Source organism: Streptomyces sp. NPDC007983 (assembly GCF_042958345.1).
Classification (GTDB): domain Bacteria; phylum Actinomycetota; class Actinomycetes; order Streptomycetales; family Streptomycetaceae; genus Streptomyces.
The window spans coordinates 527,316-554,007 of sequence record NZ_JBIBJI010000006.1; the positions used below are offsets into that span (position 1 = coordinate 527,316).

At 73.2% G+C, this 26,692-nt stretch carries 24 protein-coding genes and 1 pseudogene; 8 read left to right on the forward strand and 17 right to left on the reverse strand.

All coding sequences use genetic code 11. From position 1 onward, the window contains the following. Positions 1 to 20 precede the first annotated feature (20 nt). Positions 21 to 692 carry a CBS domain-containing protein gene (locus tag ACFZCY_RS22210; protein ID WP_391175697.1) on the forward strand — a complete coding sequence of 224 codons (672 nt, stop codon included), beginning with the start codon at positions 21 to 23 and terminating at the stop codon, positions 690 to 692. Between the two features lie 30 nt (positions 693 to 722). Here the strand turns inward: ACFZCY_RS22210 and ACFZCY_RS22215 are convergent, their stop codons facing one another. Together ACFZCY_RS22215 and ACFZCY_RS22220 are read right to left on the reverse strand one after the other, a co-directional pair. Continuing rightward, positions 723 to 1,715, reverse strand: coding sequence for an Acg family FMN-binding oxidoreductase (locus tag ACFZCY_RS22215; RefSeq protein WP_391175700.1), 993 nt, complete (start codon positions 1,713 to 1,715; stop codon positions 723 to 725). Next, entirely contained in the window at positions 1,712 to 1,945 is a 234-nt protein-coding gene (locus tag ACFZCY_RS22220; RefSeq protein WP_391175703.1) for a DUF1918 domain-containing protein, read from the reverse strand. The genes ACFZCY_RS22215 and ACFZCY_RS22220 overlap by 4 nt, the downstream gene beginning before the upstream one ends. A gap of 185 nt (positions 1,946 to 2,130) precedes the next feature. Here ACFZCY_RS22220 and ACFZCY_RS22225 point away from each other — a divergent pair, with 185 nt between their 5' ends. Further along, positions 2,131 to 2,805 carry a CBS domain-containing protein gene (locus ACFZCY_RS22225; protein ID WP_391175706.1) on the forward strand — a complete coding sequence of 225 codons (675 nt, stop codon included), beginning with the start codon at positions 2,131 to 2,133 and terminating at the stop codon, positions 2,803 to 2,805. Between the two features lie 64 nt (positions 2,806 to 2,869). Here the strand turns inward: ACFZCY_RS22225 and ACFZCY_RS22230 are convergent, their stop codons facing one another. From ACFZCY_RS22230 to ACFZCY_RS22275, 10 genes are all read right to left on the reverse strand, one after another. Continuing rightward, complete coding sequence (locus ACFZCY_RS22230) at positions 2,870 to 3,469, reverse strand: hypothetical protein (protein ID WP_391175709.1); 600 nt, start codon at positions 3,467 to 3,469, stop codon at positions 2,870 to 2,872. A 110-nt stretch (positions 3,470 to 3,579) separates the two neighbouring features. Beyond that, positions 3,580 to 4,197 (reverse strand): V-type ATP synthase subunit D, encoded by a 618-nt coding sequence (locus ACFZCY_RS22235; RefSeq protein ID WP_391175712.1) that lies wholly within the window; start codon positions 4,195 to 4,197, stop codon positions 3,580 to 3,582. Beyond that, a complete protein-coding gene (locus tag ACFZCY_RS22240; RefSeq protein ID WP_391175715.1) occupies positions 4,194 to 5,609 on the reverse strand; it encodes a V-type ATP synthase subunit B in 1,416 nt (471 codons plus the stop codon). Before ACFZCY_RS22240 ends, ACFZCY_RS22235 begins: the two co-directional genes overlap by 4 nt. A 46-nt stretch (positions 5,610 to 5,655) precedes the next feature. After that, the gene (locus ACFZCY_RS22245; protein WP_391175719.1) at positions 5,656 to 7,398 is read right to left on the reverse strand and encodes a V-type ATP synthase subunit A; all 1,743 of its coding nucleotides are present in this window, start codon (positions 7,396 to 7,398) and stop codon (positions 5,656 to 5,658) included. Further along, positions 7,395 to 7,922: a hypothetical protein gene (locus ACFZCY_RS22250; protein ID WP_391175722.1), complete on the reverse strand. Its 528-nt coding sequence runs from the start codon at positions 7,920 to 7,922 to the stop codon at positions 7,395 to 7,397. Before ACFZCY_RS22250 ends, ACFZCY_RS22245 begins: the two co-directional genes overlap by 4 nt. Then, positions 7,922 to 8,140 carry a hypothetical protein gene (locus ACFZCY_RS22255; RefSeq protein WP_391175725.1) on the reverse strand — a complete coding sequence of 73 codons (219 nt, stop codon included), beginning with the start codon at positions 8,138 to 8,140 and terminating at the stop codon, positions 7,922 to 7,924. Before ACFZCY_RS22255 ends, ACFZCY_RS22250 begins: the two co-directional genes overlap by 1 nt. 2 nt (positions 8,141 to 8,142) lie before the next feature. Continuing rightward, positions 8,143 to 8,562, reverse strand: a complete 420-nt coding sequence (locus ACFZCY_RS22260) for an ATP synthase subunit C (protein ID WP_391175728.1) — start codon at positions 8,560 to 8,562, stop codon at positions 8,143 to 8,145. Beyond that, the gene (locus tag ACFZCY_RS22265) at positions 8,559 to 9,803 is read right to left on the reverse strand and encodes a V-type ATPase 116kDa subunit family protein (RefSeq protein ID WP_391175731.1); all 1,245 of its coding nucleotides are present in this window, start codon (positions 9,801 to 9,803) and stop codon (positions 8,559 to 8,561) included. The genes ACFZCY_RS22260 and ACFZCY_RS22265 overlap by 4 nt, the downstream gene beginning before the upstream one ends. A gap of 194 nt (positions 9,804 to 9,997) precedes the next feature. Continuing rightward, entirely contained in the window at positions 9,998 to 10,924 is a 927-nt protein-coding gene (locus tag ACFZCY_RS22270; protein ID WP_391175735.1) for a hypothetical protein, read from the reverse strand. Next, positions 10,924 to 11,403, reverse strand: coding sequence for a hypothetical protein (locus ACFZCY_RS22275; RefSeq protein ID WP_391175738.1), 480 nt, complete (start codon positions 11,401 to 11,403; stop codon positions 10,924 to 10,926). The genes ACFZCY_RS22270 and ACFZCY_RS22275 overlap by 1 nt, the downstream gene beginning before the upstream one ends. Before the next feature lie 233 nt (positions 11,404 to 11,636). Between ACFZCY_RS22275 and ACFZCY_RS22280 the strand changes: the two genes are divergently transcribed. Continuing rightward, positions 11,637 to 12,533 (forward strand): universal stress protein, encoded by an 897-nt coding sequence (locus ACFZCY_RS22280; protein WP_391175741.1) that lies wholly within the window; start codon positions 11,637 to 11,639, stop codon positions 12,531 to 12,533. 38 nt (positions 12,534 to 12,571) lie between these two features. Further along, entirely contained in the window at positions 12,572 to 15,301 is a 2,730-nt protein-coding gene (locus ACFZCY_RS22285; RefSeq protein ID WP_391175744.1) for a GNAT family N-acetyltransferase, read from the forward strand. Positions 15,302 to 15,316: 15 nt separating this feature from the next. Here ACFZCY_RS22285 and ACFZCY_RS22290 read toward each other — a convergent pair whose 3' ends face one another. Beyond that, positions 15,317 to 16,198, reverse strand: coding sequence for a universal stress protein (locus tag ACFZCY_RS22290; RefSeq protein WP_391175987.1), 882 nt, complete (start codon positions 16,196 to 16,198; stop codon positions 15,317 to 15,319). Between the two features lie 170 nt (positions 16,199 to 16,368). On the opposite strand from ACFZCY_RS22290, the gene ACFZCY_RS22295 reads away from it, so the two are divergent. The 3 genes from ACFZCY_RS22295 to ACFZCY_RS22305 are packed head-to-tail and all read left to right on the forward strand — an operon-like array spanning position 16,369 to position 23,332. Next, the gene (locus tag ACFZCY_RS22295; protein WP_391175747.1) at positions 16,369 to 18,057 is read left to right on the forward strand and encodes an NAD(P)H-dependent oxidoreductase subunit E; all 1,689 of its coding nucleotides are present in this window, start codon (positions 16,369 to 16,371) and stop codon (positions 18,055 to 18,057) included. Beyond that, positions 18,054 to 20,756 carry a formate dehydrogenase subunit alpha gene (gene fdhF / locus ACFZCY_RS22300; protein WP_391175750.1) on the forward strand — a complete coding sequence of 901 codons (2,703 nt, stop codon included), beginning with the start codon at positions 18,054 to 18,056 and terminating at the stop codon, positions 20,754 to 20,756. The genes ACFZCY_RS22295 and fdhF overlap by 4 nt, the downstream gene beginning before the upstream one ends. After that, positions 20,753 to 23,332, forward strand: coding sequence for an HAD-IC family P-type ATPase (locus tag ACFZCY_RS22305; RefSeq protein WP_391175753.1), 2,580 nt, complete (start codon positions 20,753 to 20,755; stop codon positions 23,330 to 23,332). The genes fdhF and ACFZCY_RS22305 overlap by 4 nt, the downstream gene beginning before the upstream one ends. On the opposite strand, the gene ACFZCY_RS22310 is transcribed toward ACFZCY_RS22305, so the two are convergent. Both ACFZCY_RS22310 and ACFZCY_RS22315 read right to left on the reverse strand, forming a co-directional pair. Next, positions 23,256 to 24,050, reverse strand: coding sequence for an FAD:protein FMN transferase (locus ACFZCY_RS22310; protein ID WP_391175990.1), 795 nt, complete (start codon positions 24,048 to 24,050; stop codon positions 23,256 to 23,258). The genes ACFZCY_RS22305 and ACFZCY_RS22310 overlap by 77 nt on opposite strands. A gap of 43 nt (positions 24,051 to 24,093) precedes the next feature. Then, complete coding sequence (locus tag ACFZCY_RS22315; protein WP_391175755.1) at positions 24,094 to 24,318, reverse strand: FMN-binding protein; 225 nt, start codon at positions 24,316 to 24,318, stop codon at positions 24,094 to 24,096. A gap of 76 nt (positions 24,319 to 24,394) precedes the next feature. Between ACFZCY_RS22315 and ACFZCY_RS22320 the strand changes: the two are divergent. After that, a pseudogene (locus ACFZCY_RS22320) lies at positions 24,395 to 24,958 on the forward strand (sensor histidine kinase); the annotation flags it as partial. On the opposite strand, the gene ACFZCY_RS22325 reads toward ACFZCY_RS22320, so the two are convergent. Next, the gene (locus ACFZCY_RS22325; RefSeq protein WP_391175759.1) at positions 24,918 to 25,787 is read right to left on the reverse strand and encodes a F510_1955 family glycosylhydrolase; all 870 of its coding nucleotides are present in this window, start codon (positions 25,785 to 25,787) and stop codon (positions 24,918 to 24,920) included. The pseudogene ACFZCY_RS22320 and the gene ACFZCY_RS22325 overlap by 41 nt on opposite strands. Positions 25,788 to 25,916: 129 nt before the next feature. After that, positions 25,917 to 26,627 (reverse strand): DUF305 domain-containing protein, encoded by a 711-nt coding sequence (locus tag ACFZCY_RS22330; RefSeq protein ID WP_391175762.1) that lies wholly within the window; start codon positions 26,625 to 26,627, stop codon positions 25,917 to 25,919. Positions 26,628 to 26,692: the final 65 nt, after the last annotated feature.

A 26,692-nucleotide genomic window follows, 5' to 3' on the forward strand; every position in this document is an offset into this window, starting at 1 on the left:
ACGAGAGGAGGAGAGGTCCTGTGCCTGAGACTCCGCACATCGTGAGCGATGTGATGACGCGAACGGTCGTCGCTGTCGGGCGGGACGCGCCGTTCAAGGAAATCGTGCAGACCCTGGGCCAGTGGCGTGTGAGCGCCATGCCGGTGCTGGAGGGCGAGGGGCGTGTGGTCGGAGTCGTCTCAGAGGCGGATCTACTGCCCAAGGAAGAGCTCCGGGACAGCGAGCCGGATCGTTTCGAGCAGATGCGGCGCCTGCCCGACCTCGCGAAGGCGCGGGCGGTGACGGCGGAGGAGCTGATGAGCACCCCGGCGGTGACCGTGCACACGGACGCCACTTTGGCCGAGGCGGCCCGGGTCATGGCCGTCAGGCGGGTCAAGCGGCTTCCCGTGGTCGACGCCGAGGGGATGTTGCGGGGGATCGTCAGCCGGGGCGATCTGCTGAAGGTCTTCCTCCGGGCGGACGAGGACATCGAGGAGGAGGTCCGCCGCACGGTGGTGTCCTGTCTCTTCCCCGGGCTCGGGCATGCCGTCCACGTGCGGGTGGACGAGGGCGTGGTCACGCTCAGCGGAGAGTTGCACGACACCGCTCTGATTCCGGTGGCCGCGCGCCTTGCCCGGGCTGTGGAGGGCGTCGTGGATGTCGAATGCCACTTCAGGGCCCCCGGACACGCCGGGGCGGAGAGTCCGTCCTGAAGGCACAGCTTTCGCGACCGCGTAAGCGGGCTACGGCTCGATGTCCAGGACGTCAGGGACCGGCCGACGAGGGGTCTGCGTGCCAGGCCGGCCGTAACCCAGTCGCAGCACCATCTGCACGTAGGCCGATCCCGACATCGGGTCGCGCAGCGGCCAGCGCAGGTCGTGCCATTCCAGGGCCTGGGTGACGAACGAGGTGGCAAGTCCTTCGAGCGTGGCCTGGAGCAGCACCCGTTCCATCGCCTGGCCGGTGCGCAGCCAGTCCTCCGGCCGGTCGCGTCCGGTGCTCAGCAGGGCCAGATGGGGGGTGGTCTCGAAGTCGGCGGCCGGGCGGCCGGGGACCGGTTCGCCGCCCGCGAAGTCCCGCATGGGAGCCTTGCCGATGCGCCGGCGGGGCCCGAAGGCGTGCTCCGGAACTCCTTCAGTGGCAGGCCGGGTATCGTCCGCCCTGCGGGTGAAGCGGGCCAGGTCCGCCGCGACGCCGGAATCGGTGAGATTGCGGGCTTCAGCCTCCAGCGCCAGGTCCAGGACGGCCTGCAGGTGCCATCCCGACGCGAAGGACAGCGAGACGTGCTCCCGGCGTGCGGCGTCCGTGAGGGCGGTCCGCACGGAATCGGGTAGGGGCGTCTCCGCGAAGGGATAACGGCTGGTGTGCCGGGTGCTCACGGCGGGGTACAGGGCAGCCGGATCGTCGTCACCGCCGTCGAGCGGGCCGGTCAGTGCCACGGAGGCCAGCAACATCGGATCTGCCGGAGCGGGAAGCAACCGGGTCGTCGCCTGCCAGCCCTCGTGCGCGACCGCGACCCGCAGATTCATCAGGGCCGCGCCGCATCCGACGTGCAGGGCGCGCTGTTCCGGGTCGGAATGCGGCAGGGAACCACGGAGGTCTCCCCGGAGGTGGAAGACGCGCCTGCCCCGAAAGTACTGGAACCGCCACGGCTGGGCATTGTGCATCGACGGGGCCGCTGTGGCGTCCCGCACCAGAGCCGTGACGACCTCGTCGGGTGGCGGTTGAACACTCACCGATGTCCGGGGGCCGCGGGGCCCCGGGGTCTTTCCGACACGTGCTCGATGTGGTGAATGTGTGCGTCCGGACCCGGGAACACGAGGCTGACTCGATCCGAGTCCGACCATCGCACGTCATAGGGAGGCGTTCCGTCGTCATGGTGGAGTCCGACGATCTCACCGTCCCGCCTGGCAACGCCGGTGGTCGGGCTTTCGATGATCAGTTGGTCACCGACATGAGCACGCATCAGTGGTCCCCGCCTTTCCGGTTCCCTTCTCCGTCCTTCTCCACCATGGCACGGCGGGTGAGTGCTGTCCTGGGCCGAATGGCCGACCGGATGGGCCGTGAAGCCCCTTTGGAGGCCACCATGAGTTGCCACGCTCGGCAGCCGGGAAGCCGACGGGGCTCCAGGAGCCCGGAAGGAGGCGGCAGATGCACCACAGAACAGTCGGAGAACTCATGACCCGAGGGGTGGTCCGGGCGCCGCGCGACATGCCGTTCAAGGAACTCGTCATGCTCCTCGCGGAGAACGACGTCACGGCGGTTCCGGTCGTGGATGCTTCCGGCCGTCCGATGGGCGTGGTGTCCGAGGCGGACCTGCTGCGCAAGGTGTCAGGCCAGGCCGATACGTCCGGCCGGGTACTGCTCCCGCATCCGGAGGCATGGGAGCGGGCGAAGGCCGAGGGGGCGAGGGCGGAGGAGCTGATGTCGGCCCCCGCCGTGTGCGTACGTCCCGAGTGGACGGCCGCCGAGGCCGCTCGCCTGATGGCCATCCACGACATCAAAAGGCTTCCCGTCGTGGACGAGACCGACACGTTGCTGGGCATCGTCAGCCGCGGTGATCTGCTGCGGATCTTCCTGCGCCACGACGACGCGATCCACGACGAGATCTGCCGTGATGTGCTGAGCCGGACTCTCCGGCTGGCTCCCTCGTCCGTGACGGTCGATGTGAGGGAAGGCGAGGTCACGCTGAGTGGATCGGTGGAGATACGGAGCATGATTCCGATCATCGTCCGGCTGTGCCAGGGCGTGGACGGGGTGGTCTCGGTCAGCGAGCGCGTTTCCTTCCGCACCGATGACACGCAGGGCCCTTCCGCGGTGGTGTGAAGCGTCGGATGCGGTCGGCGAAGGCGGGCGATGTTTGTGTGGGTGTGATCCCTCTGTCGCACCTTCAGGGAAGTCTTCGGGACCACCGGGTTTCCAGCCGGTCCCATTCGGCGGCCCACCGGGCGTGCTTGCGACGGTCCATCGCACGGACGATGCCCCTGTGGACGTTGAGGACGACGAGGGCCACGGCTCCCGCCGAGACGCTGCCCGCGATCCATCCGGTGGTCCGCGCGACAGCCGGCCGCAACGGTGCTTCGACGAGGTCTCCCTGGCGGTCCACCCAGACCTTCACGTTCGCGCCCCGAGGCGTGCCGCGTTCCACGCGGGTGACAACTGTCCGTTCCGTGCCGTCCTCGTCGGTCCAGCGAACCCGACCAAACTGCCCGCCGGTCCCCATGTCCATGGGCCCGCTCGTCAGACGTGCGGTGACCTGGTGGCGTTGTGCCGCCTGGACCTGCGCCGTGTGCATCTGGGACTCGTAGGCGGCCCATCCGGCGATCAGGGACGCGGCGGGAAGGCCGACGGCCAGAAGGGCCGTCAGCAGGACGGACACCCAGAACTGGACACGGTCGGAGCGGCGCAGCAAGGGGTTTCCGGACGCGGATTGCCGCATATACGTGCGGATGCCGAGCCCGTGCGCGCCGCGGCGTTGCTCTCGGTCCATGGTCCGGTCCTCGGAACTCGCTTCACCGAACCCCTCACATGGCCATGGTCCACCGTCGGGAGGGCGGTCCGCCACTGGAGCCGTACGTCCCACGATGGTGTCGGAGCCGCTCATCCTCGCCTGGCCGCGGCCCAGCGACGGCGTATGGCGTCCTCGTGTTCGCTCTCCTCGAGAGCGAGGTCGATCCGGGCGAGCGTCTCCTCCAGCCTGGGGATCCAATGGCGCCGCAGGGCGCGGACCCGCTGGCGGGTGTGTGCCACCTCCGCCCCGACGACCCGGGCGGCCTGCCGGGCGACGGCGTACTCGGCGCCGGCCAGCAGCACCTGACGGTAGGCGCCCTCGGCATGCACGAGGGCGGTGTTGCCGGGGGTGGCCGCGTCAGGGGAGCGGTCCGGGGTCCGACATGAGGCGAGCGCGGGGTGGCGCACCCCCACCGTGGATTCCTCACGCCAGGTGAAGTCCGCGGCACCGATCCCCTCAGCCGCCGCCTCCAAGGCGTGTTCGCCGCCCAGGAGGACCCCTCTCAGCAGCCATGTTTCGGCGTCCCGGACTGCCTGTCGCCATGCCTGCGCACCGGCCTCCTCGGCCCGCAGCAGGGCTTCGTGCCGTGTCCGCAGGATGCGCAGTTTCCGCTCCAGGAGCTCCGCACCGCGCAACGCGACGTGCAGGCTGTGCCGAAGGCGCAGCCGCCCGGCGCGTAAGGGCGGAGGGCCAGACGCGGTCGTCACGGCTCCGGTCCTTCCCGCTCGCCGCCGTCCGGTTCCGCCCGCGCGCCGTGCGCGTCCAGCAGTGCGGCGGGCAGCATGGTGAGCTCACCGCGGGGGAGGGTGAGCAGCGCCTGCCAGGCGGCGTCCAGCGTCCGGTCCAAGGGACGCGCTTCGTCGGGCCGCTGGTGCAGGAATTGGTGCAGGAACGCCTCGTCGAAGTCGAGGTAGCGGCGGTCGGTCGGGCTCAGGGCCGCCTCGCCCACCAGGTCCGACAGCTCCCTCACCTGCCGGGCCCGGGCGAGCGCGGCCAGGGTCTGGGCCGCGAGGTCCAGGTGGTCGGGCCGGGTGCGCCCGGGCCCGGCTCCCTTGCGCATCAGGCGGGACAGCGACGACAGGGCGTCCACCGGCGGATACACCCCTCGGGCGTGCACCTGGTGGGAGAGCACGATCTGGCCCTCGGTGATGTATCCGGTCAGGTCGGGGACCGGATGGGTGATGTCGCCCGCGGGCATGGTGAGGACGGGCAGCACCGTGACCGAGCCCGCGCGGCCGCTGATCCGGCCGCAGCGTTCGTAGAGCGAGGCCAGGTCGCTGTAGAGGTACCCGGGATAGGCGCGGCGGGCCGGGACCTCGCCCCGGGCGGCGGAGACTTCGCGCAGCGCCTCGGCGTAGGCGGTCATGTCGGTCATCACCACCAGCACGTGGCGGCCCAGGGAGAAGGCGAGGTGTTCGGCCACGGTGAGCGCGACGCGCGGGGTCAGGGTCCGTTCGATCACGGGATCGTCGGCGGTGTTGAGCAGCAGCACCAGTTCCCCCGCGGCCGAACGCTCCTCCAGCGCGTCCCGGACGAAAGCGGCGTCCGGATGGGTCAGGCCCATGCCGGCGAAGACGACGCTGAACGCCTCGCCACCGGCGGTGGCCTGCGCGGCGATCTGGGCCGCCAGTTCCAGGTGCGGCAGCCCGGCCGCGGAGAATACCGGCAGCTTCTGTCCGCGGACCAGTGTCGTCAGGGCGTCGACGGCGCCGACGCCGGTGAGGATGGGCTCGGAGGGTGGCTCCCGCCGGACCGGGTTGATCGGGGTACCGCTCACCGCGGCGCTGGTATCGCCGAAGACCGGCGGGCCTCCGTCGATGGGCTCGCCGCGGCCGTTGCACACCCGGCCCAGCCACCCCGGGCCTACGGGGACGTGCAGCGGTTCCCCGGCGAAGGACACCCGCAGGTGTGACGGGTCCATTCCGGTGGTGTCCTCCAGCACCTGCACCACGGCGAGTTCGCGGTCGACCTCCAGGACGAGGCCGTATCGCCGCTCGCCCGAGTCCAGGGTGATCCGTACGAACTCGTCCCACCCCACCCCCGAGACTCCTTGCACGATGGCGAGTGGGCCGCGCAGTTCCCGTACGGCCGTGTACTCGACCTCGCTCCACGTGGTCACGGCGCCTCGCCTCCGGGCCCGCCGGGGAAGGGTCGGGTCCGGCCGTTCACCGCAGCTCCCCGAGCCGGGCGAGCATGGTCTCCCGGCGCGCCGCCACTCCCGCCGTGTCATACGGGCCCACTTCCTCGCGTGCCCGCAGCACCGGTCCGAAGTCCGCGGCCTCCACGGCTGCCGCCGGGACGCCGGAAGCGACGCGTTCCCGGCAGCGGTCGATGACCGCGAGGACGGCGTCGGCCAGCGCCGCGGCCTTGTCCGGGCCGCAGTACGCGTCGTTGGCGGACAGCGCGCTCTGTTGGAGCACTCCTTCGCGCACCAGCCGTCCGGCCAGGACGCTGACGCGTTCCGGGCCGGGCAGGGCCGTGATGCCGACCAGGTCGACGAGGTCCGCCAGCCGGTCGGCCTCCGCCAGCACCGCGGCGAGCCGGTCGCGCCGGGTGGACCAGGCGGGGTCGCCGGCGGCCGCCCGACGGGCAGCGAGCGGTGCCGCGTCCCGGGAGAAGGACCCCGCCCAGGACACGGCCGGGTAGTGGCGGGCGTAGGCGAGGTCGCGGTCGAGCGACCACACACAGCGCACGAACCGTTCGGTGTGAGCCGTGACCGGTTCGGTCATGTCGCCACCGGGTGGGGAAACCGCCCCGATCACGGTCACCGAGCCCCGCTCACCGCCCAGCGTCGTCACGGCTCCCGCGCGTTCGTAGAAGGCCGCGATCGCGGAGGCGAGCCCGGCCGGGTAGCCCTCCTCGGCGGGCAGCGCGCCGGTGCGGGAGGCGAATTCGCGCAGGGCCTCGGCCCAGCGTGAGGTGGAATCGGCGATCAGCACCGTGTCCAGCCCCATGTCGCGGAAGTACTCGGCGACGGTGGCCCCCGTGTGGATGCCGGCCTCGCGGGCCATCAGCGGCATGTTGGAGGTGTTGGCGATGGTCACCGTCCGGTCGGCGAGCCGGCCACCGGTGCGCGGGTCCTCCAGCGCGGACAGTTCGGCGATGACATCGGCCATCTCGTTGCCGCGCTCCCCGCAGCCGACGTACACGATCACATCGGCGTCGCACCACTTGGCGATCTGCTGGAGCAGCATGGTCTTCCCGGTGCCGAAGCCGCCGGGGACGGCCACCGTGCCACCCCGGGCGACGGGGAACAGCAGGTCGATCACCCGCTGGCCGGTGTGCAGCGCCTCGGGCTCGCCCCCACGCGTCCGCACCGGGCGCGGACGGCGGACCGGCCACGACGTGGCGAGCCGGACCTCCGTGCCGCCCACGACGGCCACCACCGCGTCCTGGCCGTAGCTTCCCTGCGGCGCGATGTGCTCCACCACCCCGCTGACCCCAGGCGGTACGAGTACGCGGAGCCGTACCGGCCCCCGGTCGCGGACCTCCCCCAGCACGCCGCCCTCGGCGACCTGTTCTCCTTCGCCCACCGTTGGGACGAAGGACCAGCTGCGCTCCGTGGCCGGGTCCTGGGCGGTTCCGGGCAGCAGCCAGTCCCCGCTGCCGGACAGTGGCCGCAACAAGCCGTCGAACACGCCTCCGAGCAGGCCGGGACCGAGCGCCGCGGACAGTGGCGCCCCCTGGGATTGCGCTTCGTCGCCGGGGGCCAGACCGCCCGTGTACTCGTAGGACTGGGCGGTCACCACACCGCCGCTGATCGACACCACCTCGCCGGGGATCCTGGACGCGCCGAGGGAGACCACGTCGTACATCGCGGTGTCACCCGCGTATTCCATCTCGACCAGTGGTCCGGCGACGCGCAGAACGCGGCTGTGGCGCCGCGCCGTTCCATCGGCTCCGTTCACGGCGACCACAGCGCTTCGACCTCGGCGCCGAGCCGGTCCAGCGCGCGTGCCGTGAGGCCGTCCAGTGTGCAGTCGGCCCGCCGACCCGGCATACGGGCCACCACGCCCACGCCTGGGACTTCGGTGATCTCGGCGTCCGGCCCCAGCAGTCCTCGGGCGCGTTCTCGCAGTCGGCCGACGACGGCCGGATGGGCTGCCGGGGCCCATCTCCGACGGACGTGCGCGAAGGCCCGGCGGCGCAGTTCCTCGTACGCCGCTTCGCGGGCTGCCAGCTCACGATCCCGGGCGCCCCGGCGGGCGCCCGCCCTGGTGCCGCGGGCGGCGGCAGCGCCCTCCCGCTCGCCCTGCCGGTGGGCTTCCTCGACGATGCCGCGCGCCTTGGTCCGGGCCTCGCCGATCAGTGCCGCGGCGTCCCGGTCGGCCCGGTCCAGGACCTCCCGCGCTTCGGCCCGCGCCGTACGCAGCAACTCTGCGCGTACCGGCGCGAGCGCGGGCACCGCCTCGTCGGACACCGGCTTCCTCATCACGGCATCACCACGGTGAGCGGCCGGACGCCTTCCAGTGGCCCCGGGCCGAGCGCGTCCGCCGCGGCGGGAGTGAGGATGACCAACTCGGTCCCGGGCGGAAGAGCACGCCAGGCTTCACGGACCGCGTCCGGTTCCTCGGCGGCGACGACGGTGACGCCCGCCAGGGCGAGCCCCGCCACGCGCGTCCGCTCCCCGAGGGCCGCCACCCGTCCCATGGTCAGGCCTTTCCGATCAGGATGATGGCGACGACCAGGCCGTAGATGGCGATGCCCTCGGCCAGTCCGACGATCACCATCGCCCGGCCGAAGAGTTCCGGGCGCTCGCTGAGCGCCGCCACCGCGGCGGCGCCGGTGTAGGCCACGGCGATCGCCGCGCCGATGGAGGCCCCGGCCACGGAGATGGCGGCGCCGATCAGGGCGGCCGAGGCGGCGCCGGAGCCCTGTGCCGCGGCCGGTGCCGCCGCCTGCGCGGACTCGTTGCCCATGGCCACCACGAGGAGGGCCGCCGCTCCCGTGAACAGCAGGGCGTTGGCGGCGAACACCCACCGCAGGGCCCTGTGCCGGGACCGTCGCAGCAGCAGCCGCCCCAGCGCCAGGACCGCGCCGACGACCGGGAGAGCGATGAACCAGGCGATCACATGGCCTCCTCGTACGTCGCCCCACCTCGCGGCGCATTCGCCGCGTGGCCCTGACCGTCCAGCACGGGCAGGCTCCAGGGACGGAACGGACGCCCCTGGTCCTCGAACACCCGGGAGAACAGCTCGTAGAACTCCAGCCGCAGTGCCTGCACCCCGGCCACCAGCGCCTCCAGAGCGAAGGCGAGCGTGTTGCCGACGACGAAGAGCACCGCGGCCGCGATCACTGCCGCACTGCCCCGGTCCGCCAGTGCCGTGGTGCCGCGCCACACGATCGAGCCGAGTGCGGCATGCGTGAGCCCGAAGGCCGCCAGCCGTGCGAAAGAGATGACATTGGACCCGATGCGCAGCACCCCGTCGAAGAGCCGGATCCCCACCTGAACGGCGCCCCCCGCGCCACCGCCGGCCACGGCGGACAGCCCGGATCCGGCCAGGAGGAGGCCGGTACCCGCGATCACGGCGCCCGCCAGGACGGCGGGGCGGCCCAGCCAGACGCCACCGCCCATGACGGCGAGGCCCAGGTAGAGCATGGCCCCGGCGATCCCGGAGAGCGCGAACAGGGCGTTTCCCGGCCCGCCTTCCCGCCAGCGGTTCGCGATGCCCGCCGCGTATGCCAGGGCCAGCAGCAGCGCGCCGAAGCCGATGGCGGTGACGATCAGCCGCAGCGGATCCTGCAACGGGTTCAGCCAGAGCACCGGGAGAACGCCGGTCGGCCCGAAGAACTCGCCGTACGCGGCACCCGCCAGACAGCTGGTGAGTCCGGCCCCGGCGACGAACGGCCACAGCGGGCGCAGGGACGCGGCACGGCGGGGGTGGCCCAGGCGCAGCGCGATCCCCGCGAGCAGCAGCAGGGCCCCATGCCCGGCGTCACCGAACATCACCCCGAACATCACCACGTAGGCGATGCCCGCGGGCATCGTGGGGTCGAGATCCGGGTACGGCACCGTCCCGTACGTCCGCACCAAGGGCACGAACGAGCGCCGTACCGCACCGGCTTCGCGGAGCAGCGTCGGCGGCTCCACTCCGCGCGGTGCGCGCAGCGGCACCAGCGCCCCTCCCGACGCTGCCAGACGCCGCGCGGTCGCTGGAACGTCGTCGGCCGGGCACCACCCGGCGAGTGCCGCGACGTCTCCGCGCCGCACCGCACTTGCCTGGCGTTCCTCGAGCTGCGCCTCACCGGCCAGCAGATCGGTGCGGCCCGCACGCTCCAGCGCGTCGAGGTCGGGGGGTCGGACACTGAGCACGGCGTGCGCCGGTTCCACCTGCGAACGTCGTAGCCGATGGGCCGCGGAGCCCTGCCCGGGAGCGCCCGGACCGCCCCCCCTCGGTGTGGTCGATGTCGACGCAGCCGGCTTCGGCGACGCGCACCAGCGTCTCGCGCAGTGCGTCCCGTGGGGCGACGATCGCCACCCGTCGCATGCGGACCGGGATCATTGCCTCAGGCCGGTGCATCGAACGCCTCCAGGCGTCGACCGCCCCGCGCGGCGCCCTCCAGCGCGCCGCGCACCCGCCAGGCGTCCGCGGAGAGCACGGCGACCGCGCCGACGACCGGTGCCGAGCCGGGGCGGGAGCCGCGCAGCAGCGCCCACCCGCCTTCGTCCAGCCGGTCCCACCACCGGCCCTCCGCCCGCCACAGACCGGCCCCGTCGTCGACCCCGGCCACGGCCCATTGGGCGGCGGGCGGCAGTTCACGCCGGTAGTCGGTGAACGACGTGGCGGCCATGGCCTTCGCGCCGAGCAGCCGCTCGGCCCGTTCCGCGGACAGCCGAGGCAAGGAGCGGCGGGCGACGAACACCTCCCGCCCGACCAGCAGGGCGAGCCGCCCCGCCGCCCAGCGCGCGGCCTCCGGTACGGCCGTCGCCGTACGCACCGCGGCGGACACCCGCATCCCGACGGCCACCGCCGCGGGAGTGGCCTCCCCGGGGTCGCCCCAGCCGGAGGCGGCCAGCGCGGCCCGCAGCTCGCGTGGCGAGCCGGTACCGGCCAGTCGGGGCCAGGCCGTCGCCAGCGCGCCCAGCCGGTACGGCGCCCGGGACCGGCCGACTCCCGTCAGCGTGCGCAGATGGTCCTCCACGTTGGCGATCTCGAACCCGGAGGCGAGCAGACGGATGGTGTGCGCGCCGCTGAGCGGCTGCCAGCCGGCGAGCACGCGCAGATGCCACAGAAAGGCGGCCGCCACCGCCTGCTGGGCATCACCGAGCGATGTCCCGGGGAGCAGCCCCCGACCGTAGGGCGAGGCACTCAGATGGCGAACGGCGGCTTCGAGGCCCGGTGCCGAAGCCACCTCCTCCGTCTCCTCCCTGCCGAGGGCGCGCGAGAGCATGGCCCTGGCGCGTGTCACCCCGGCCACCCATCCGGCGCCCATCACGGATTCCTCCGCCCAGCGTCCCCGGGCCGTCCCTTGGCAGGGGCATGCGGGGTCTCGATGTCCTCGGCCACCATGTCCGCCACCCGGTCCAGAAGACGGGGCATGCGTTCCTCGGCTCTGCGGCGTACCGCGGCTGTCTCCCGCTGCGCTGTGGCGAGCAGTTCCGCCGCCTCGGCCTCGGCATTCCGGCGGACTCGGGCCGCGCTCGTCGCCCGCACCTCCCGAGCCCGGTCCTGGGAGCTCTCCACGATCTCCTGGGCCTGGCGCTCAGCCGCGCGCCGCCTCTCCGCCGCCTCGCGAGCCGCGCCGTCGCGGATGTGCCGGGCTTCCTCCTCGGCTTCTTCCAGGAGCGCCAGCGGCGGATCCAACTCCGCGGTGAGCTCCGCCGTACGGTCCGCGGGCACGCCGCCGGGCGCCGCCCGGCCCGGCGACCCGACCGGGCGGAACCGCAGCAGAAAGTCCCGGAGTCCGGCCACGACCTCTCCTCATGGTTCGGCCTTCGCTCTCAGTGTCCGCACCGGGTGCGGACCTGTCGCGCCGGACTGGGCCGTCCATGGGCGATACCGCTCGGCGGCGTGGCCGCCCGATCGGTGCCACACTGGCCGCATGGGCGACCGGCCGCACCCCGTGCCCCCGGTGTCGTGACGCGCGGGCCACCGCGATCGCCAGTCCGCGACGGCACCGGAATCCGCGAGGAGGCCGAGCCCCGATGACGCAGACCCCCACGGCGCGTCCCATCACCGTCGGCCTCGACGGCTCGCCCGAGAGCGTGGCTGCCGCCGAGTGGGCGGCGCGGGAAGCGCAGTGCCGACATGCGCCGCTGCGGCTGGTCCACGCCTGGATGCTGCCGGCGCCGACGGCGCGCACCGCCCAGGCTCCCGAGATGCGCAAACTCTGGGCGCAGGAGGCCCTGGACGCGGCGAAGGCGCGACTCGCGGACCGCTACCCGAAGGTGCCGGTATCCGCCGAACTCGTCCCGCGGACGGCCGTCGAGGGCCTGGTCGGCCACGGTGCGTCCTCCCAGATGCTGGTGCTCGGGTCGCACGGGCGGGGCGCCGTGGCCGGCTACCTGCTCGGATCCGTGGGGCTGCAGGTGCTGGGATGCTCGACGAGCCCGGTGGTGATGGTGCGCGGGGGCAGCGGAGAACGGACCGGGCCCGAGGGAGGTGAGGTGGTCGTGGGCGTACAGGACCCGCCGGAGTCGGCAGCACCCATCGAATTCGCCTTCGCCACCGCAGCGGCACGCGGAACGGGGGTGCGTGCCGTACGCGCACTGGCGCCGCCGGTGTTCACCCACGGTCCGCAACCCCGGACGCGTCCCGGCCAGGCCGCGAGCGCCGGGGACGAGGACGCCAGGGACGAAGAGCGGAGGCTGCTGGCGGAAGCAGTGGAGCTGTGGCGGGAGAAGTACCCCGACGTCCCGGTGACCGAGCAGATCGAGCACGGCCGCCCCGCGGATGCCTTGCTGGCAGCCGCCTCCCGGGCCGGGCTGGTGGTCGTCGGACGCCACTCCCACCGGTCTCCCGTCGCGCCCCGCCTCGGCCACGTCACCCAGGCGCTCCTCCACCACGCCGCGTGTCCCGTCGCCGTCGTGCCCCACGACTGACGACACGCGGTCCGCACGGTCGACGGAAGGGGCGCGGAGTGACGGAGACGACCCACCGTCCCGAGACGGTCCACGCGCTGCTCGCGGACGGCAGCACCGTCGAGATACGTCCCGCACGGGCACAGGACCTGGACGAGGTCCTGCGGATGCACCGTGAGATGTCCCCCGAGGCCCTGCGGCTGCGTTTCTTCGCCGTCAATCCGCGCTACGCACGGGTGGCGGCGGAGCGCATCTGCGCACCCGCGCACCGCGGGTATCAGGCACTCGTCGCGGTGGCGGAGGGCCGGGTGGTCGGGGTGGCCGAGTACGACACGCTGCCCACGGTCCCTGGCGAACCGGTGTCCGCGGACATCGCCCTGGCCGTCGCCGAGGGCCGCCACGGTCAGGGGATCGGCACCCTGCTGCTCGAACACCTCGTCCACGCGGCCCGGGAGGCGGGCGTGTCCGCCTTCACCGCCGAAGCGCTCGCCGAGAACCATGAGGTCCTGAAGGTCTTCGGCGATCTGGGCCTGCGCACCTCCCGCCACTTCGACGGCACCGATGTCCGCTGCACCGTCCACCTGGAGCAGGACGAGCACTACCTGGCGGCGGTGGACCGGCGGGGCCGGATCGCCGATGTGGCCAGCCTGCGGCCCCTGCTGCGGCCGCGTTCGGTGGCCGTCGTCGGCGCGGGCCGACGGCCCGGATCGGTGGGGCGCGCCGTGCTGGGAAACCTGCGGTCCGGGGGCTTCACCGGTGCGCTGTACGCGGTCAACCCCCAGGCCCCCGTCATCCAGGGAACACCGGCGTTCCCGTCCGTGGCCGCCCTCCCCCTCGTACCCGAACTCGCCGTGCTCGCCGTACCGGCGCCCGCGGTCCCGGGCGTGGCGGAGGAGTGCGGCGCGGTGGGGGTGCGGGCGCTGGTCGTCCTGACGGCGGGACTCGACGCCGACCAGGCGGAGGCGCTGTTCACCTGCTGCCGCCGCCACGGGATGCGACTGGTGGGCCCCAACTGCCTGGGGATCGCCGATACGTTCGACGAGGTGCGTCTCAACGCCACGTTCGCCGCGCATCCTCCCCTGCCAGGGTGCGTAGGAGTCGCCGTGCAGTCCGGCGGCGTCGGCATCGCGCTGCTGGAGCGGTACGGGCGCCTCGGCGTCGGCGTGTCCAGCTTCGTCTCACTCGGCGACAAGTACGACGTCAGCAGCAACGACATGCTCCAGTGGTGGGAGTCGGACCCCGGCACCCGGCTCGCCGTGCTCCACCTGGAATCCTTCGGCAACCCGCGGGCCTTCTCCCGCACCGCCCGCCGCGTCGCCCGGACCATGCCCGTCCTCACCGTGGACGCGGGCCGCTCGGAAGCCGGACGGCGCGCCGCCGCCTCGCACACCGCCGCCGCGGCCACTCCCACCATGACCCGCCGCGCGCTGTTCGCCCAGGCGGGCATCATCGCCACCCAGAGCGTCGCCGAACTGGTAGACACCACAGCCCTGTTGCACGCCCAGCCACTGCCCGCCGACGGCCGTGTCGCGGTCGTGAGCAACGCCGGGGGAGCCGGTGTGCTCGCCGCCGACGCCTGCGTCGACGCGGGGCTGACCGTCCCCGCCCTGGATCCCGGCCTGGCCGGTGAACTGCGGGCGGTCCTGCCGCCCGGTGCCGCCACCACCAACCCCGTGGACACCACGGCCGCGGTCACCGCCGACCGGATGCGCTCCTGCCTGGACCGGCTGGCGGCGTGCGGGGCGGTGGACGCCGTGCTGGTGGTGCTCGTGCCGACCGCGCTCGCCACCGGGACCCGGGACGACCCGCTGCTCGCCCTCACCGGCATGCCGGGGCGCCGGTCCCGCCCGGTGGCCGCGGTGCTCCTCGACCAGGAAGCTCCCGTACGGCTCCTCCCGACAGCCGACGACAGCCCGGTGCCGGCCTACACCGAACCCCAGTCGGCGGCGCGCGCCCTCGCCCACGCCGTCCGCTACGCCCAATGGCGGGCCGAACCGCCGGGCAGTATCCCCCCGCTGTCGGGGATCGACCGCGCCGGCGCGGCGGCCATCGTGGAGACGTTCCTCGCCGCCCACCCCGGTGGTGGCTGGCTCGACCCGCGTGACTGCGCGGCCCTGCTCGACCGCTACCGCATCCCCCAGTTGCCCTGGGCCTGGGCCGAGGACGAGGACACCGCCGTGGCCGCCGCACGGCACCTGGCCGAGGACGATCGCGACCGGGTGGCCGTCAAGGCCTATTGGCCCGGTCTGGTGCACAAGAGCGACCAGGGAGCGCTGCGCCTCGACCTCGAAGGGCCGGACCAGGTGCGCCACGCCTATCGGGAGCTGCGGGCCCGCTTCGGGGACCGGATGACCGGCGTCCTCCTCCAGCCCATGGCGCGCCAGGGCATCGAGCTGTTCGCGGGCGTCGTCCAGGACGAGGTGTTCGGCCCCCTGGTGCTCTTCGGCCTCGGCGGCACCGCCACCGAACTCCTCGCCGACCACGCCGCCAAACTCGCCCCGCTCACCGATCGTGACGTCCACGGCCTCCTCACCGCACCGCGATGTGCCCCACTGCTGTTCGGCTACCGCGGTGGCGGGGCCGTCGACCTGGAAGGGCTGGAGCAGCTCTTGCAGCGGCTGTCCCGGATGGCCTGTGACCTCCCTCAACTCGCCGAGGCCGACCTCAACCCGGTGGTGGCCCGGCCCGACGGCGTCGTGGCCCTGGACGTCCGGCTGCGCATCCTGCCCCGCCACGCGTACGACCCCTACCTGCGACAGCTGCGTGCCGCACGACGGTGGCGGGCCTGAGCGCACCCGTGCCGATCACACCCGCTGCGGCACGACGGCCACCGGGCACGCCGCGCGGTGCAGCACGGCGTGGCTGACCCGGCCGAGCTGCAGCCCGGAGCGGTCGCGACGGTGCAGGGAGCCGACGACCAGCAGATCGGCCTGCTCCGACACATCCTGTAGGACCCGGTGTGCGGGACCCTCGATCACATCGCGGTGGCACACGGTCTTGTCGCCCTCTTCGCGCTCGACCTCGTCCAGCACCTCATTGAGGATGGTCGCCGCCTGCTCCTCGTAGATCAGGGTGCTCGCCTCGTGAATGAGCAGCGACTGGCTCCCGTGGGGGTGCGCCGGGCGCCGCCATGTGCGTACGGCGTGCAGTTCGGCGTCCCGCGCCCGCGCCTCGCGGAAGGCGAATCGGATGGCGGCCGAGCCCTCCGCGACGTCGCCGACCGCGAGGACCACGCGTCCGAAGGCCCCTTGACGGTTGCGCTCCGGGCCGCGGACCACGATGACGGGGGAGACGGAACGTGCCGCGACCGCCAGACTGACCGAGCCCAGAAGCGTGTCCGCCAGCTCACTTCTGCCGTGGGATCCCGTGACCACGGCGAATGCCTCGCGGCCCTCGTGCAGTAGCGCCGACACGGTGTCCTCGGCCAGGGCCTCGGCGGACACCGTCACCTCCGGGTTGCGCAAGGTCGCGCGTTGCAGGCAGGAGGCGGCGATGTTCTCGGCCACGATCTCCCCGGAGGAGCGGCTGGTGCTGAGCGAGGGGAGGCGCTCCTCGTACCGCTCCCATCGGGAGGCGTGGACCAGGCGCAGGGGCAGCTCGTGGCGGGCCGCCTCATCCACGGCCCAGTCCACCGCCTGGAGACTGGAATCCGATCCGTCAACACCCACGACCAGCGGGAGTGCCATCATCCCCACCGCCTTCCTACGGTCGACTCGTCCGCCCTTGGGTACCCACGTGGCCAAGCCCGCACCGCCGCGGTTCCATCGGAGGCGAAGCACACCCTGATGGCGGGAACGGCCCGCCATGACAGCGGCCACCGGATGCGGCCCGGGGAGACGGGTCGCACGATGAAGCCATGTCGGCCCCCCACTCCGCAGAGCGCTTCGACGCCTTCCGTGCCCTGGCCGCCCGGAGAGGGCGGCCGGGCGGCCGGTTGCTGGAAGCCCTGGCGCGTACCCGCGTCCGGACGGCGGACGGCCCCGAGGACTGGGCGTCCGAGGAGGGCGCTCGGTTCGGCCTGCCGGCCGCAGCCGCGCTCGGCCCGGCCTCGTACTATGCGGACCTCGCCGCCCCGCACGGCCGTCGCCACGTGCGGGTGTGCGCCGCGACGGCGTGCTTCGCGGCATCGGCCGGGTGTCATGCCGGTGAGGTGGAGGCCGGGCTGGGTGTCACCACGGGGAGCGTCACACCGGACGGGGAGACATCGCTGCAGGCCGTTCGCTGCCTCGGCTACTGCTACGCGGGGCCCGCCGCCGTCGACGGTGACACGCCGCGTGCCGGCCCCGATCTGGCTGACCAGCTCACCGGCCGGGTGCCACCACGAGCGGCGCCCGAGATTCCCGCTGCCGACGCGACCGGTGACCCTGTTCTGCTGGGTGGCGTGGTGTCGGGGGAGCGTCCGTGGCAGGTGTGGCCGCATGTGGTGGCCGCGCGTCGGCCCGAGGACGTCCATCGGGAGGTGGCGGAATCCGGGCTGCGAGGGCGTGGTGGCGCGGGATTTCGCGTGGCCGCCAAATGGGCCGCCGCGGGCGGTGCTCGGGACACTGTGGTGGTGGCCAACGGGGACGAGGGCGACCCCGGTTCCTACGCCGACCGGCTGTTGATGGAAGCCGACCCGGACCGGGTGCTGGAGGGACTGGCTCTGGCATGTTTCGCCTGCGGGGCCGCCCGTGGCGTGGTGCTGGTGCGCTCGGAGTATCCGCGGGCGCTGGCCCGGATGAGGGAGGCGGTCACCAGCGCTTATGCCGCCGGTCATCTCGGTCCGCTGGTGCACGGGACCGGTACCACGGTGGACATCGAGGTGGTCCGGGGCGCGGGGTCGTATGTGGCCGGTGAGGAGACCGCCCTGATCGCCGGGCTGGAAGGTGACCGGGGCTGCGCCCGGCCCCGGCCGCCGTATCCCACGCAGCGCGGGTTGTGGGACGCGCCGACCGTGGTGAACAACGTCGAGACGCTGGCGGCCGTCCCCTGGATCGTCTCCCGGGGCGGCGCGGCGTACGCCCGGCGCGGGACACCCGAGGAGTCCGGCACCAAGCTGGTGTGCCTGTCCGAGCGGTTCGCCCGGCCGGGCGTCTACGAGGTCGAGCTGGGCACCCCGGTGCGGCGGATCGTCACCGAGCTGGGCGGTGGGCTGAAGGACGGTGCCGAGCTCGCCGCCCTCCAGGTGGGCGGCCCCCTGGGCGGCTTCCTCGCGCCCGACGCGCTGGACGTGCCCTTGAGCGAGGGGGGTCTGGCGGCCCGGGGCGCGGCCCTCGGCCACGCCGGTCTCGTCGCCTTCGACCGGCGTGTGGCCCCGCAGGATGTCTTGCGGCACGTCTGGGAGTTCGCCGCCGCCGAAAGCTGCGGGGCTTGCTCACCGTGCCGGGTCGGCTCCCGCCGCGGCCTGGAGCTGGCGGCCGAGGGTGTACCACCCGGTGCGGAGTACGGCAGGCTGTCGCGCGTCCTGGCCGAGGCGAGCCTGTGCGCCTTCGGGCGGCGGATCCCGCCCGCCGTCCGCAGTCTCGCGCGGGCGTACGGACACCCCCTGGCGGGGTGGGACCAATGACCGGGATCCAGCTCGACGGCACCGCCGTCGACGTATCCGAGGGCGTCTCGCTTCTCGCCGCCGTGCGCGGGGCCGGGGTCGAGCTGCCCGCGCTCTGCCACGACGACCGCTTCGCACCGGCCGGTTCCTGCCGGACCTGCCTGGTACGGGCCGACGGGCGGATCGTGGCGTCCTGCGTCACTCCGGCGGCCCCCGGCGCCACGGTCGAAGCCACCGCCGACGATCTGCGGGCGCTGCGCCGTGAGGCGGTCGAAGTCATCGTCTCCGCCCTGCCGCCCCGGGCCCTGGCCCCCGGCAACCGCACCGAACTCGCCCGGGTGTGCCGGTCTCTGGGCATCGGACCCGAAACGGCCACCGGCCCCGGAGACCGCGGTGGCGACGACTCCCATCCGTACGTCCACCTCGACCGGGACCTGTGCATCGCGTGCGGCCGGTGCGTGCGCATGTGCGCGGACGTGCAGGGCACCTTCGCCTTGACCCTGGTCGGCCGGGGTGCCGACACCGTCGTCGCTCCGGGCACCGGCGGGCCGTGGGCCCAGTCCGACTGCGTCGCCTGCGGCGGCTGCGTCGACAGCTGTCCCACCGGCGCCATCTTCGAGCCGGGACCCGTGCCCGGACTCACCAGCGCAAGCCCGGACGACCCCGCGACCTCGACCAGGACCCGTACGACCTGTGGCTACTGCGGCGTGGGCTGCACCTTGGACGTGGTCACGGAAGACGGCGCGATCGCGGCCGTCCTGCCGGCCCGCGACGGACCGGTCAACCGGGGACACGCATGCGTCAAGGGCCGCTTCGCGCGCGGCTACCGCACCTCGCCCGAACGACTCACCCGGCCCCTGCTGCGCCGCGGCGGCCGTCTTGAGCCGGTCGGATGGGACGAAGCGCTGCACCACATCGCCCACGGGCTGCGCGCCGCCGTCCAGGAAGGCGGCCCCGACGCCGCGGCGGCCATCTCCTCCGCCCGCGCCACCAACGAGGAGAACTACCTCCTCCAGAAGTTCATGCGGGTCGTGATCGGCACCAACAGCGTCGACAACTGCTCACGACTGTGCCACTCCCCGTCCGCCGCCGGGCTCATGGCCACTTTCGGGCTCCCGGGTGGCACGGACACCTTCGACGACGTCGAGCGCTCGGACTGTCTGCTGGTGGTGGGCGCCAACCCGGCCGAGGCGCACCCGGTGGTCGGCGCACGACTGTTGCAGCGCGTGCTCCAAGGGGCGCGTCTCGTCGTCGCCGACCCACGGGCCGTGGGGCTGGCGACGCATGCCGATGTGCATCTGCGGCCCCGGCCCGGCACCAACGTCGCGCTCTTCCACGGCCTCGCCCATGTGCTGCTCGCCGAAGGTCTCGTCGACCACGCGTTCCTGCGGGACCGGGCCGCCGGTCTGCCGGAGCTGGCCGAGCTGCTGGCCGACTACCCGCCGGACCGGGTGGCCGCCCTCACCGGCGTGCCCGCGGCGGACCTGGTGGCGGCCGCCCGGCTCTACGGGCGGGCCGCGCGGCCCGCCATCGTCTACGGCCTCGGCGTCACCGAACACCTCCACGGCACCGACGGCGTACGGGCGCTGGCCAACCTCGCTGTCCTGCGCGGCGCCGTGGGCACCGGCCGCGGTTTCGGGGTCAACCCGCTGCGTGGCCAGAACAACGTGCAAGGTGCCTCTGACATGGGCGCCCTGCCCGATGTCCTCCCCGGCTACGGGAAGGTGACCGACCGGGCTGTCCGCGCGCGCGCCGAGGAGGTGTGGGGCGTCCCCGTGCCCGACCGACCCGGACTGCGGATTCCCGAGATGTTCGCGGCGGCACGGGCCGGGCGGCTGCGGGCGCTGTGGGTCGTCGGGGAGGACGTCTGCGCCACCGACCCCGACGCCAACCGGGTGGCCCAGGCCCTGGCTGCCTGTCCGCTGGTCGTGTGCAACGAGCTGTTCCTGTCCGAGACCGCCCGCCACGCGGACGTCGTCCTGCCGGCCGCCTCCTGGCTGGAGAAGGACGGTACCTTCGTCAACTTCGACCGCAGGTTCCAGCGGGTCCGCCCGGCCGTGCCCCCACCGGGCGAGGCCCGTTCCGACTTCGAGATCGTCCACGCCGTAGCCGCCGCCATGGACGCCGACCTGGGGTGTCCGGACCCGGCGGCCGCCCTGGCCGAATGCACCCGGCTCACCCCACTCTTCGCCGGGCTCTCCCATCAGCGGCTGGACCGGGAGGGCGCCGTCCCCTGGCCCTGCCCCGACCCCGGCCGGCCCGGACAAGCCACCCTGTACCGGGAACGGTTCGCCACCCCCGACGGACGGGCCCACCTGGCGGCCACCCCGTATCTGCCGCCGGGGGAGCAGCCCGACGACCAGTACCCGCTGATCCTGGTCACCGGGCGGCGCTGGGCGCACTACAACTCCGGCTCCATGACCCGGCGCGGCGGCAACCTCACCATCGACCCCGCCGACCACCTCGACGTCCACCCCGACGACGCCGCCCGGTACGGCCTGTTCGACGGCGAGCCCGTCACGGTGACCAGCAGACACGGCCGGGCACGTCTGCTCACCCGCATCGGCGTCGAAACCGCCCCCGGCCAGGTCTTCTGCGCCTTCCACTTCCCCGCCAGCGGCGTGAACCGCCTCACCTCCGACCACGCCGACACGGTCACCTCCTGCCCCGAGTACAAGGTCACGGCGGTACGGCTGACCGCGGGGGACGGCCCCGCGTGACGGCGGGGCTGTCGCGGCAGGAGGCGGCGCGGCGGCTGGGGGAGTACGGAGCCAACGCCGTCGCCCAGGAAAGACCCACGCCCGTATGGCGCCGCGTGGCGCAGCAACTGCGCGACCCGCTGATCGTGGTGCTCCTCGTGGCCGCCGCCCTGACCCTCGCCACCAACGACCTCCCGGACACCGCGGTCATCCTGCTCGTCATCACGGTGAACACCGTGGCCGGTGTCGCCCAGGAGGTACGGGCGGAACGGGCCGTGGCCGCACTGACCGCCCTGAGCGCCCCCACCGCCCGGGTGGTACGCGACGGCGCGGAGAGTTCCGTGCCGGCCGCCGACGTGGTGCCGGGAGACCTGGTCCTGCTCGGCGAGGGGGACATCGTGCCTGCGGACGGTGAGGTCCTCGACGCGGCGCTGCTCCTGGTCGACGAGTCGGCGCTGACGGGCGAGTCCGTCCCGGTGGAGAAGGCCGTTGCCGCGGACCGGTCGTTCGGCATGGTGTCGGCCGGCACGGTGGTCGTCCGCGGGCGCGGACGGGTGCAGGTCACCGGAACCGGGCCGGACAGCGCGCTCGGCCGGATCGCCGCGCTGATGGGAACTGCACCCGGCCTGACCCCGCTGCAGCGACGGCTGGCCCGGTTCGGCCGGGTGCTGGCGGCCGTCACCGTCGCGCTGTGCGCGGTGGTACTCGCCTTGGGGCTGGTCCGCGGACAGCCGGTCGAGCTGATGATCGTGGCCGCGATCAGCCTCGCCGTCGCGGCCGTCCCCGAGTCCCTGCCCGCCGTGGTCACCCTCGCCCTGGCCCTGGGGGCACGGCGGATGGCCGACCGGCACGCCATCGTCCGCCGGCTTCCCGCGGTGGAGACGTTGGGCTCGGTCACGGTGCTCGCCACCGACAAGACCGGCACCCTGACCGAGGGCCGGATGGCCGCCGAAAAGCTGTGGACGCCCTGGGGCGCGGCCACCGTCAGCGGTATCGGCTACGGCCCCGAGGGCCGCGTGGCGCGCGACGGCCACACCGTCACCGCGAGCGATGCCCCCGACCTGGCCGCGCTGCTGAGCGCCGCGATGCTGTGCAACGACGCCGCGCTGGAACCTCCGCCGGACGGTGAGACATGGTGGCGCCCGATGGGCGACCCCACCGAGGCCGCCCTGCTCACGGCCGGGGCCAGGCTGGGACTGGACCGGTCGGCCCTGGAACGTCAGTTGCCACGAATTGACGAGATTCCCTTCGACAGCGCACGCAAGCGCATGACGACCGTGCACCGCGGGGACGGCGGCGGGTTGCGGGTCGTCTGCAAGGGCGCGCCCGAGGCCATGCTCCGCCCCCCGGTCCTCGTCGATCCACCGGACATGCTCTCCCGGGCCGCCGTCCAGGCTGAGGAACTGGCCCGCGGCGGCTACCGGGTCCTCGCCATCGCCTCGGCCGACCGCGACGGGGTGCCGCCCGCGAGCCACGGCACCTGGGAGTCGGGCCTGTCGCTGCTCGGACTCGTGGGCATCCTCGATCCGCCCCGCGACAGCTCCCACACCACCATCGCCGCCTGCGAAGACGCCGGCATCGCCCCCGTCCTCATTACCGGCGATCACCCCCTCACCGCACGGGCGGTGGCGGCGCGTTCGGGCATCGTGGCCCGGGCGAACGAGGTCACCACGGGCGACCGGATCCGCACGGGCACCGCAGGCGAGCTGACCGCCTTGCGCGTCTACGCCCGGACCACGCCGGACCAGAAGCTGGACATCGTCCAGGCGTGGCGAGCGGCGGGCCATGTGGTGGCCATGACCGGCGACGGAGTCAACGACGGCCCTGCCCTGCGCCGGGCGGACATCGGCGTGGCCATGGGACGGCGTGGCACCGAAGTGGCCCGCCAGGCGGCCGACCTCGTGCTCGCCGACGACAACCTGGCCACAGTCGTCGCCGCCGTCGAGGAAGGCCGCCGTGTCTACGCCAACGTGCGCCGCTTCCTGCTCTACGCCCTCGCCGGAGGCACTGCGGAGATCCTGGTCATGCTCCTCGGCCCGTTCCTGGGAATGCCCCTGCCCCTGCTCCCCGCCCAGATCCTGTGGATCAACCTGCTCACCCACGGCCTCCCCGGTGTGGCGCTGGGGGCCGAACCCGTGGAGCCGGGGGTGATGCGCCACCCACCGCGCCCGCCCGAGGAGAGCGTCCTTGGCGCCGGGCTGTGGCCCCGCATCCTGGCCATGGGAGCCTTCGTCGCCTGCGTCACCCTGGTCGCCGGGGTGTGGGCGCGGGATACCGGCCGTCCCTGGCAGTCCATGATGTTCCTGGTCCTCGGCGCCACCCAGCTCGGCATCGCACTGGGCTCCCGCGCCCGCCCGGGCAGCCTCACCAACCCCTTCCTGCTGGCCGCCGTGGGCACGGCCCTGGCCCTGCAGGCGGCCGGCGTTTATCTGCCACCCCTGCGCGCCCTGTTGGGCACCGAACCGCTGCGACCCGTCGACCTCGCGATCGCCTGCGTGCTCTCCGGCCTCGGGCACGTCGTCATGCGCGCACAGAGGCGGCTCTTCCCGGAGCGCCCGCCTCACGCCCGCTCGGCGTCTGCGCCGGCCCCTGGCTGACGGAGGCCCCGGGAAAGCCGAGGGTGTGCCAGACCTCACCCGTCGTGGTGACCCCCAGCGCCTCGTACCCGTCCAGCGCCTCGGTCCAGGCGCGGGCCCCTGCGCCCATGGCGAAGGCAGCCGTGGCGTAGGCGTCGGTCCGGGTGAGGCCGGGGCCGGTCAGGGTGAGGGAGGCCAGGGCGGTGGCGGGCTCGCCGGTGTGCGGGTCCGTGACGTGGGTGCCGCGTTCGGCCGTTCCCGAGGTGGCGACGGCCAGATCGCGGCCGGTGACCACGGCGGCCAGCTCGCCGGGGCGGGTGGGGTGGGCGATGCCGATCCGCCAGGGTGTGCCGGGGGCGGCCTCGCCGCGCGCCTGGATGTCGCCGCCGCCGTTGACGCACGTGTTGTGCGCGCCCGCCTCGTACAGCATCTGCGAGGCCCGTTCGATCGCCCAGCCCTTGACCATCCCGGACGGGTCGAGCCGGCCGGCCGGGGTGTGGCTGAACCAGCCGCCGGTGGCGCCCGCCGCCTCCTCGCACAGCGCGAACACCTCGGCCACCTCGGGCCGGTACCGCTCCGGGACCGGCTCGCCGCGGCCGAGGCGGCTGATCGCGCTGTCGGGCCGGTAGGTGGAGAACACCTCGTCCACATGGTGCAGCCAGGCCACGGCCTCCTTCAGGGCCTGGTGGACCGGCGGGGTGACCGGGTCGCGGAGGTCGAAGGAGAACACCGTGCCCATGGCGTGCTCGACGTGGCGCAGTCCCCGCGCGGGGGCGGACGCCTCAGACACCGGCCTTGTCCAGTGCGCTCTGCAGGGAGCGGGTGTACCCCTCGCTGGTGTAGGTGGCGCCGGAGACCGCGTCGATGTGCGCGCTCTGGGCGCTCAGCGCCTCACGGGTGAGCTGTGGCACGGCAGTTGCGGCGATCTCCTGGGACCGGGGCCGGTCGGACGGTGTCCGGAGCGCCTTGACCTCGGTGATCCTGCCGCGCGAGAGCGTGACGGACACCTGGAGCCCGTACGAGGTATTGATCACGCTGCCGGTGTACGTGCCGGAGGAGCCGCCGCTCGAGGAATGGTGCCCGGGGCCGGTACCGGAGGAGGTGCGGCACGCGCTGGAGCGGATCCAGGCCGAGTCGGAGCGGATGTCCACACTCGTCGACGATCTGCTGCTGCTCGCCCGGCTGGACGCGGGGCGGCCGCTGGCCCGCCGCCCGGTGGATCTGACCCGGGTGGTGCTGGACGCGACGGGCGACGCGCGGGCCGCCGGGCCCGGCCACCACTGGACGCTGGAGCTGGCCGAAGAGCCGGTGACCGTGCTCGGCGACGAGCACCGGCTCCAGCAGGTGATCGGCAATCTGCTGGCCAACGCCCGGACCCACACCCCGGCCGGAACCCGGGTCACGGTGCGGCTCGCGGTGGCGGACGGCCATGCCGAGCTGACGGTGGCGGACGACGGTCCGGGCGTCCCGGCCACGCTCCAGGGCGAGGTGTTCGAGCGGTTCGCCCGCGCCGATCCCGGCCGGTCGCGGGCGGGCGGCGGTACGGGTCTGGGGCTGCCGCCACGGCGGCATTGCCGGTGCGGCCGGCATGCCGTCACGCGGCGGGTCAGTGGCCGCCGCTCGACTCGACGGCGAGGCGCTTGGTAAAGGTCCTGCCGCCGTCCTTCGACTCGTACACACCCTTCTGCGTTGCGGCCAGGATGTGCTCGGCGTCAACGGCGGTGAGAGCCTGCGGCTGCCCGCCGGGGACGGTGGCGAGCTTCTTCCACGTGGCACCACCATCGGTGCTGCGGCTCAACCTGCCGGAGATGTCGATGCCGTAGAGGGCGCTCTTCACCTTCCAGGAGAGAAAGGCCATCACCTGTTGCTTGCCCTTGGTGAAGGTCTTGCCACCGTCGGTACTGCGGGCCACTCCTCCCGCGGTGGTGGCGAGGACGAGGTCGGCGTCGTCAGGGTTGACCGCGATGTCGAGGGCCTGGAATGTCGCTCCGTCCTTCCAGGTGGCGCCGTCCTTACTGGTGCGGAGCAGGCCGTTGGTGGAGTCGTAGCCGTAGACGGTGCCGTGTGCGTAGTCCAACGCATGGAAGTCGGACTCCCCTGAGAGGGAGAGCGACTTCCAGGTGCGTCCCGCGTCGGTGCTCTTGACCAGTCCCTTGTTGCCGGGGCCGTCCGCCCCGGAGGCGGGGTGGCCACTGGCGTAAAAGGTCTTGCTCCGGGCCACGGTGAAGCCCATGAAGTCGTCCTTGCTGTCGCCCACCAGCTTGGGATTGCCCTTGGTGTCGGGGGTGTAGATGCCTTCGTGGGTCGCGACGTACAGGCGCTGGTCGGACGGGTCCAGCCCGAGTCCGTGGATGTGGCTGACAGTCGTGACAGCAGCGGACGAGTCCGTGTCACCGTCATCGCCGGAGCAGGCCGCCAGTGTGAGGCCGAGGGCGACGGCGGTCGTGGCCACCTGGACGGCGCGGTGCGTTTTCATGAGTCCTCGGGAAATCTGAGGGCGGGCCAGGGCATGACCGGGCGCGGCCCAGTAAGGAGTGGGGGCGGAGACCGCTCCGGGCTCCCCGGAGTGACCGGCTGAGCCCGGAGCGGTCGGCGTGTGATCGGATCAGAGCTTGTCGAGGATGCCCTGGAGCTGCTTGACCTCGGTGGTCTGGCTCTTGACGACATCGTCGGCGAGCTTCTTCGCGGTGGCGTTCTTGCCGTTCTTCTGCTCGTCCTTGGCCATGTCGATCGCCCCGTTGTGGTGGTCGATCATCATCTGCGCGAACTTCTTGTCGAAGTCCGTGCCCTTGGCGGCCGTCAGCTCCTTCATGTCCTTGTCGGACATCATCCCGGCCATACCCGAGTTGTCAGAGCTGCCGGAGCCGTGATCCATGCCGGGCATGCTGCTGTCGGAACCGTGATCCATGCCGGGCATGCTGCTGCCGGACTCGGGCTTGCCCCAGGCCTTGAGCCAGGACTTCATCTTCTTGATCTCGGGGTCCTGAGCCTTCTCGATGTCCCCGGCGAGGGTCTTGATCTTGGCGTCCTCGGCGCGGTCGTCGGCCAGCTTGGACATCTCGACGGCCTGCTCGTGGTGGGGAATCATCATCTGCGCGAACTTCACATCCGCGTCGTTGAACGCGCCCGGTGCGGGATTCTCTCCGGTGGTCGCGCTCGCCGAGGCGGAGCTCTTGCTCTTGCTCCCGTGGTCCATGCCGCTCATGTCGTCGTCGTTGCCACAGGCGGCGAGGACCAAGCCTGCGGCGGCGACGGTGCTGACGAGAGCGATACGGCGGACGTGCGGACGGCGCGTGCTGCGCTTGATGGCGGTCATGTCGCAAACCTCATGGTGTCTGTTCTGCGGAAAGGCGGACGAACGGGGGCGCGGGCAGCGCGAGC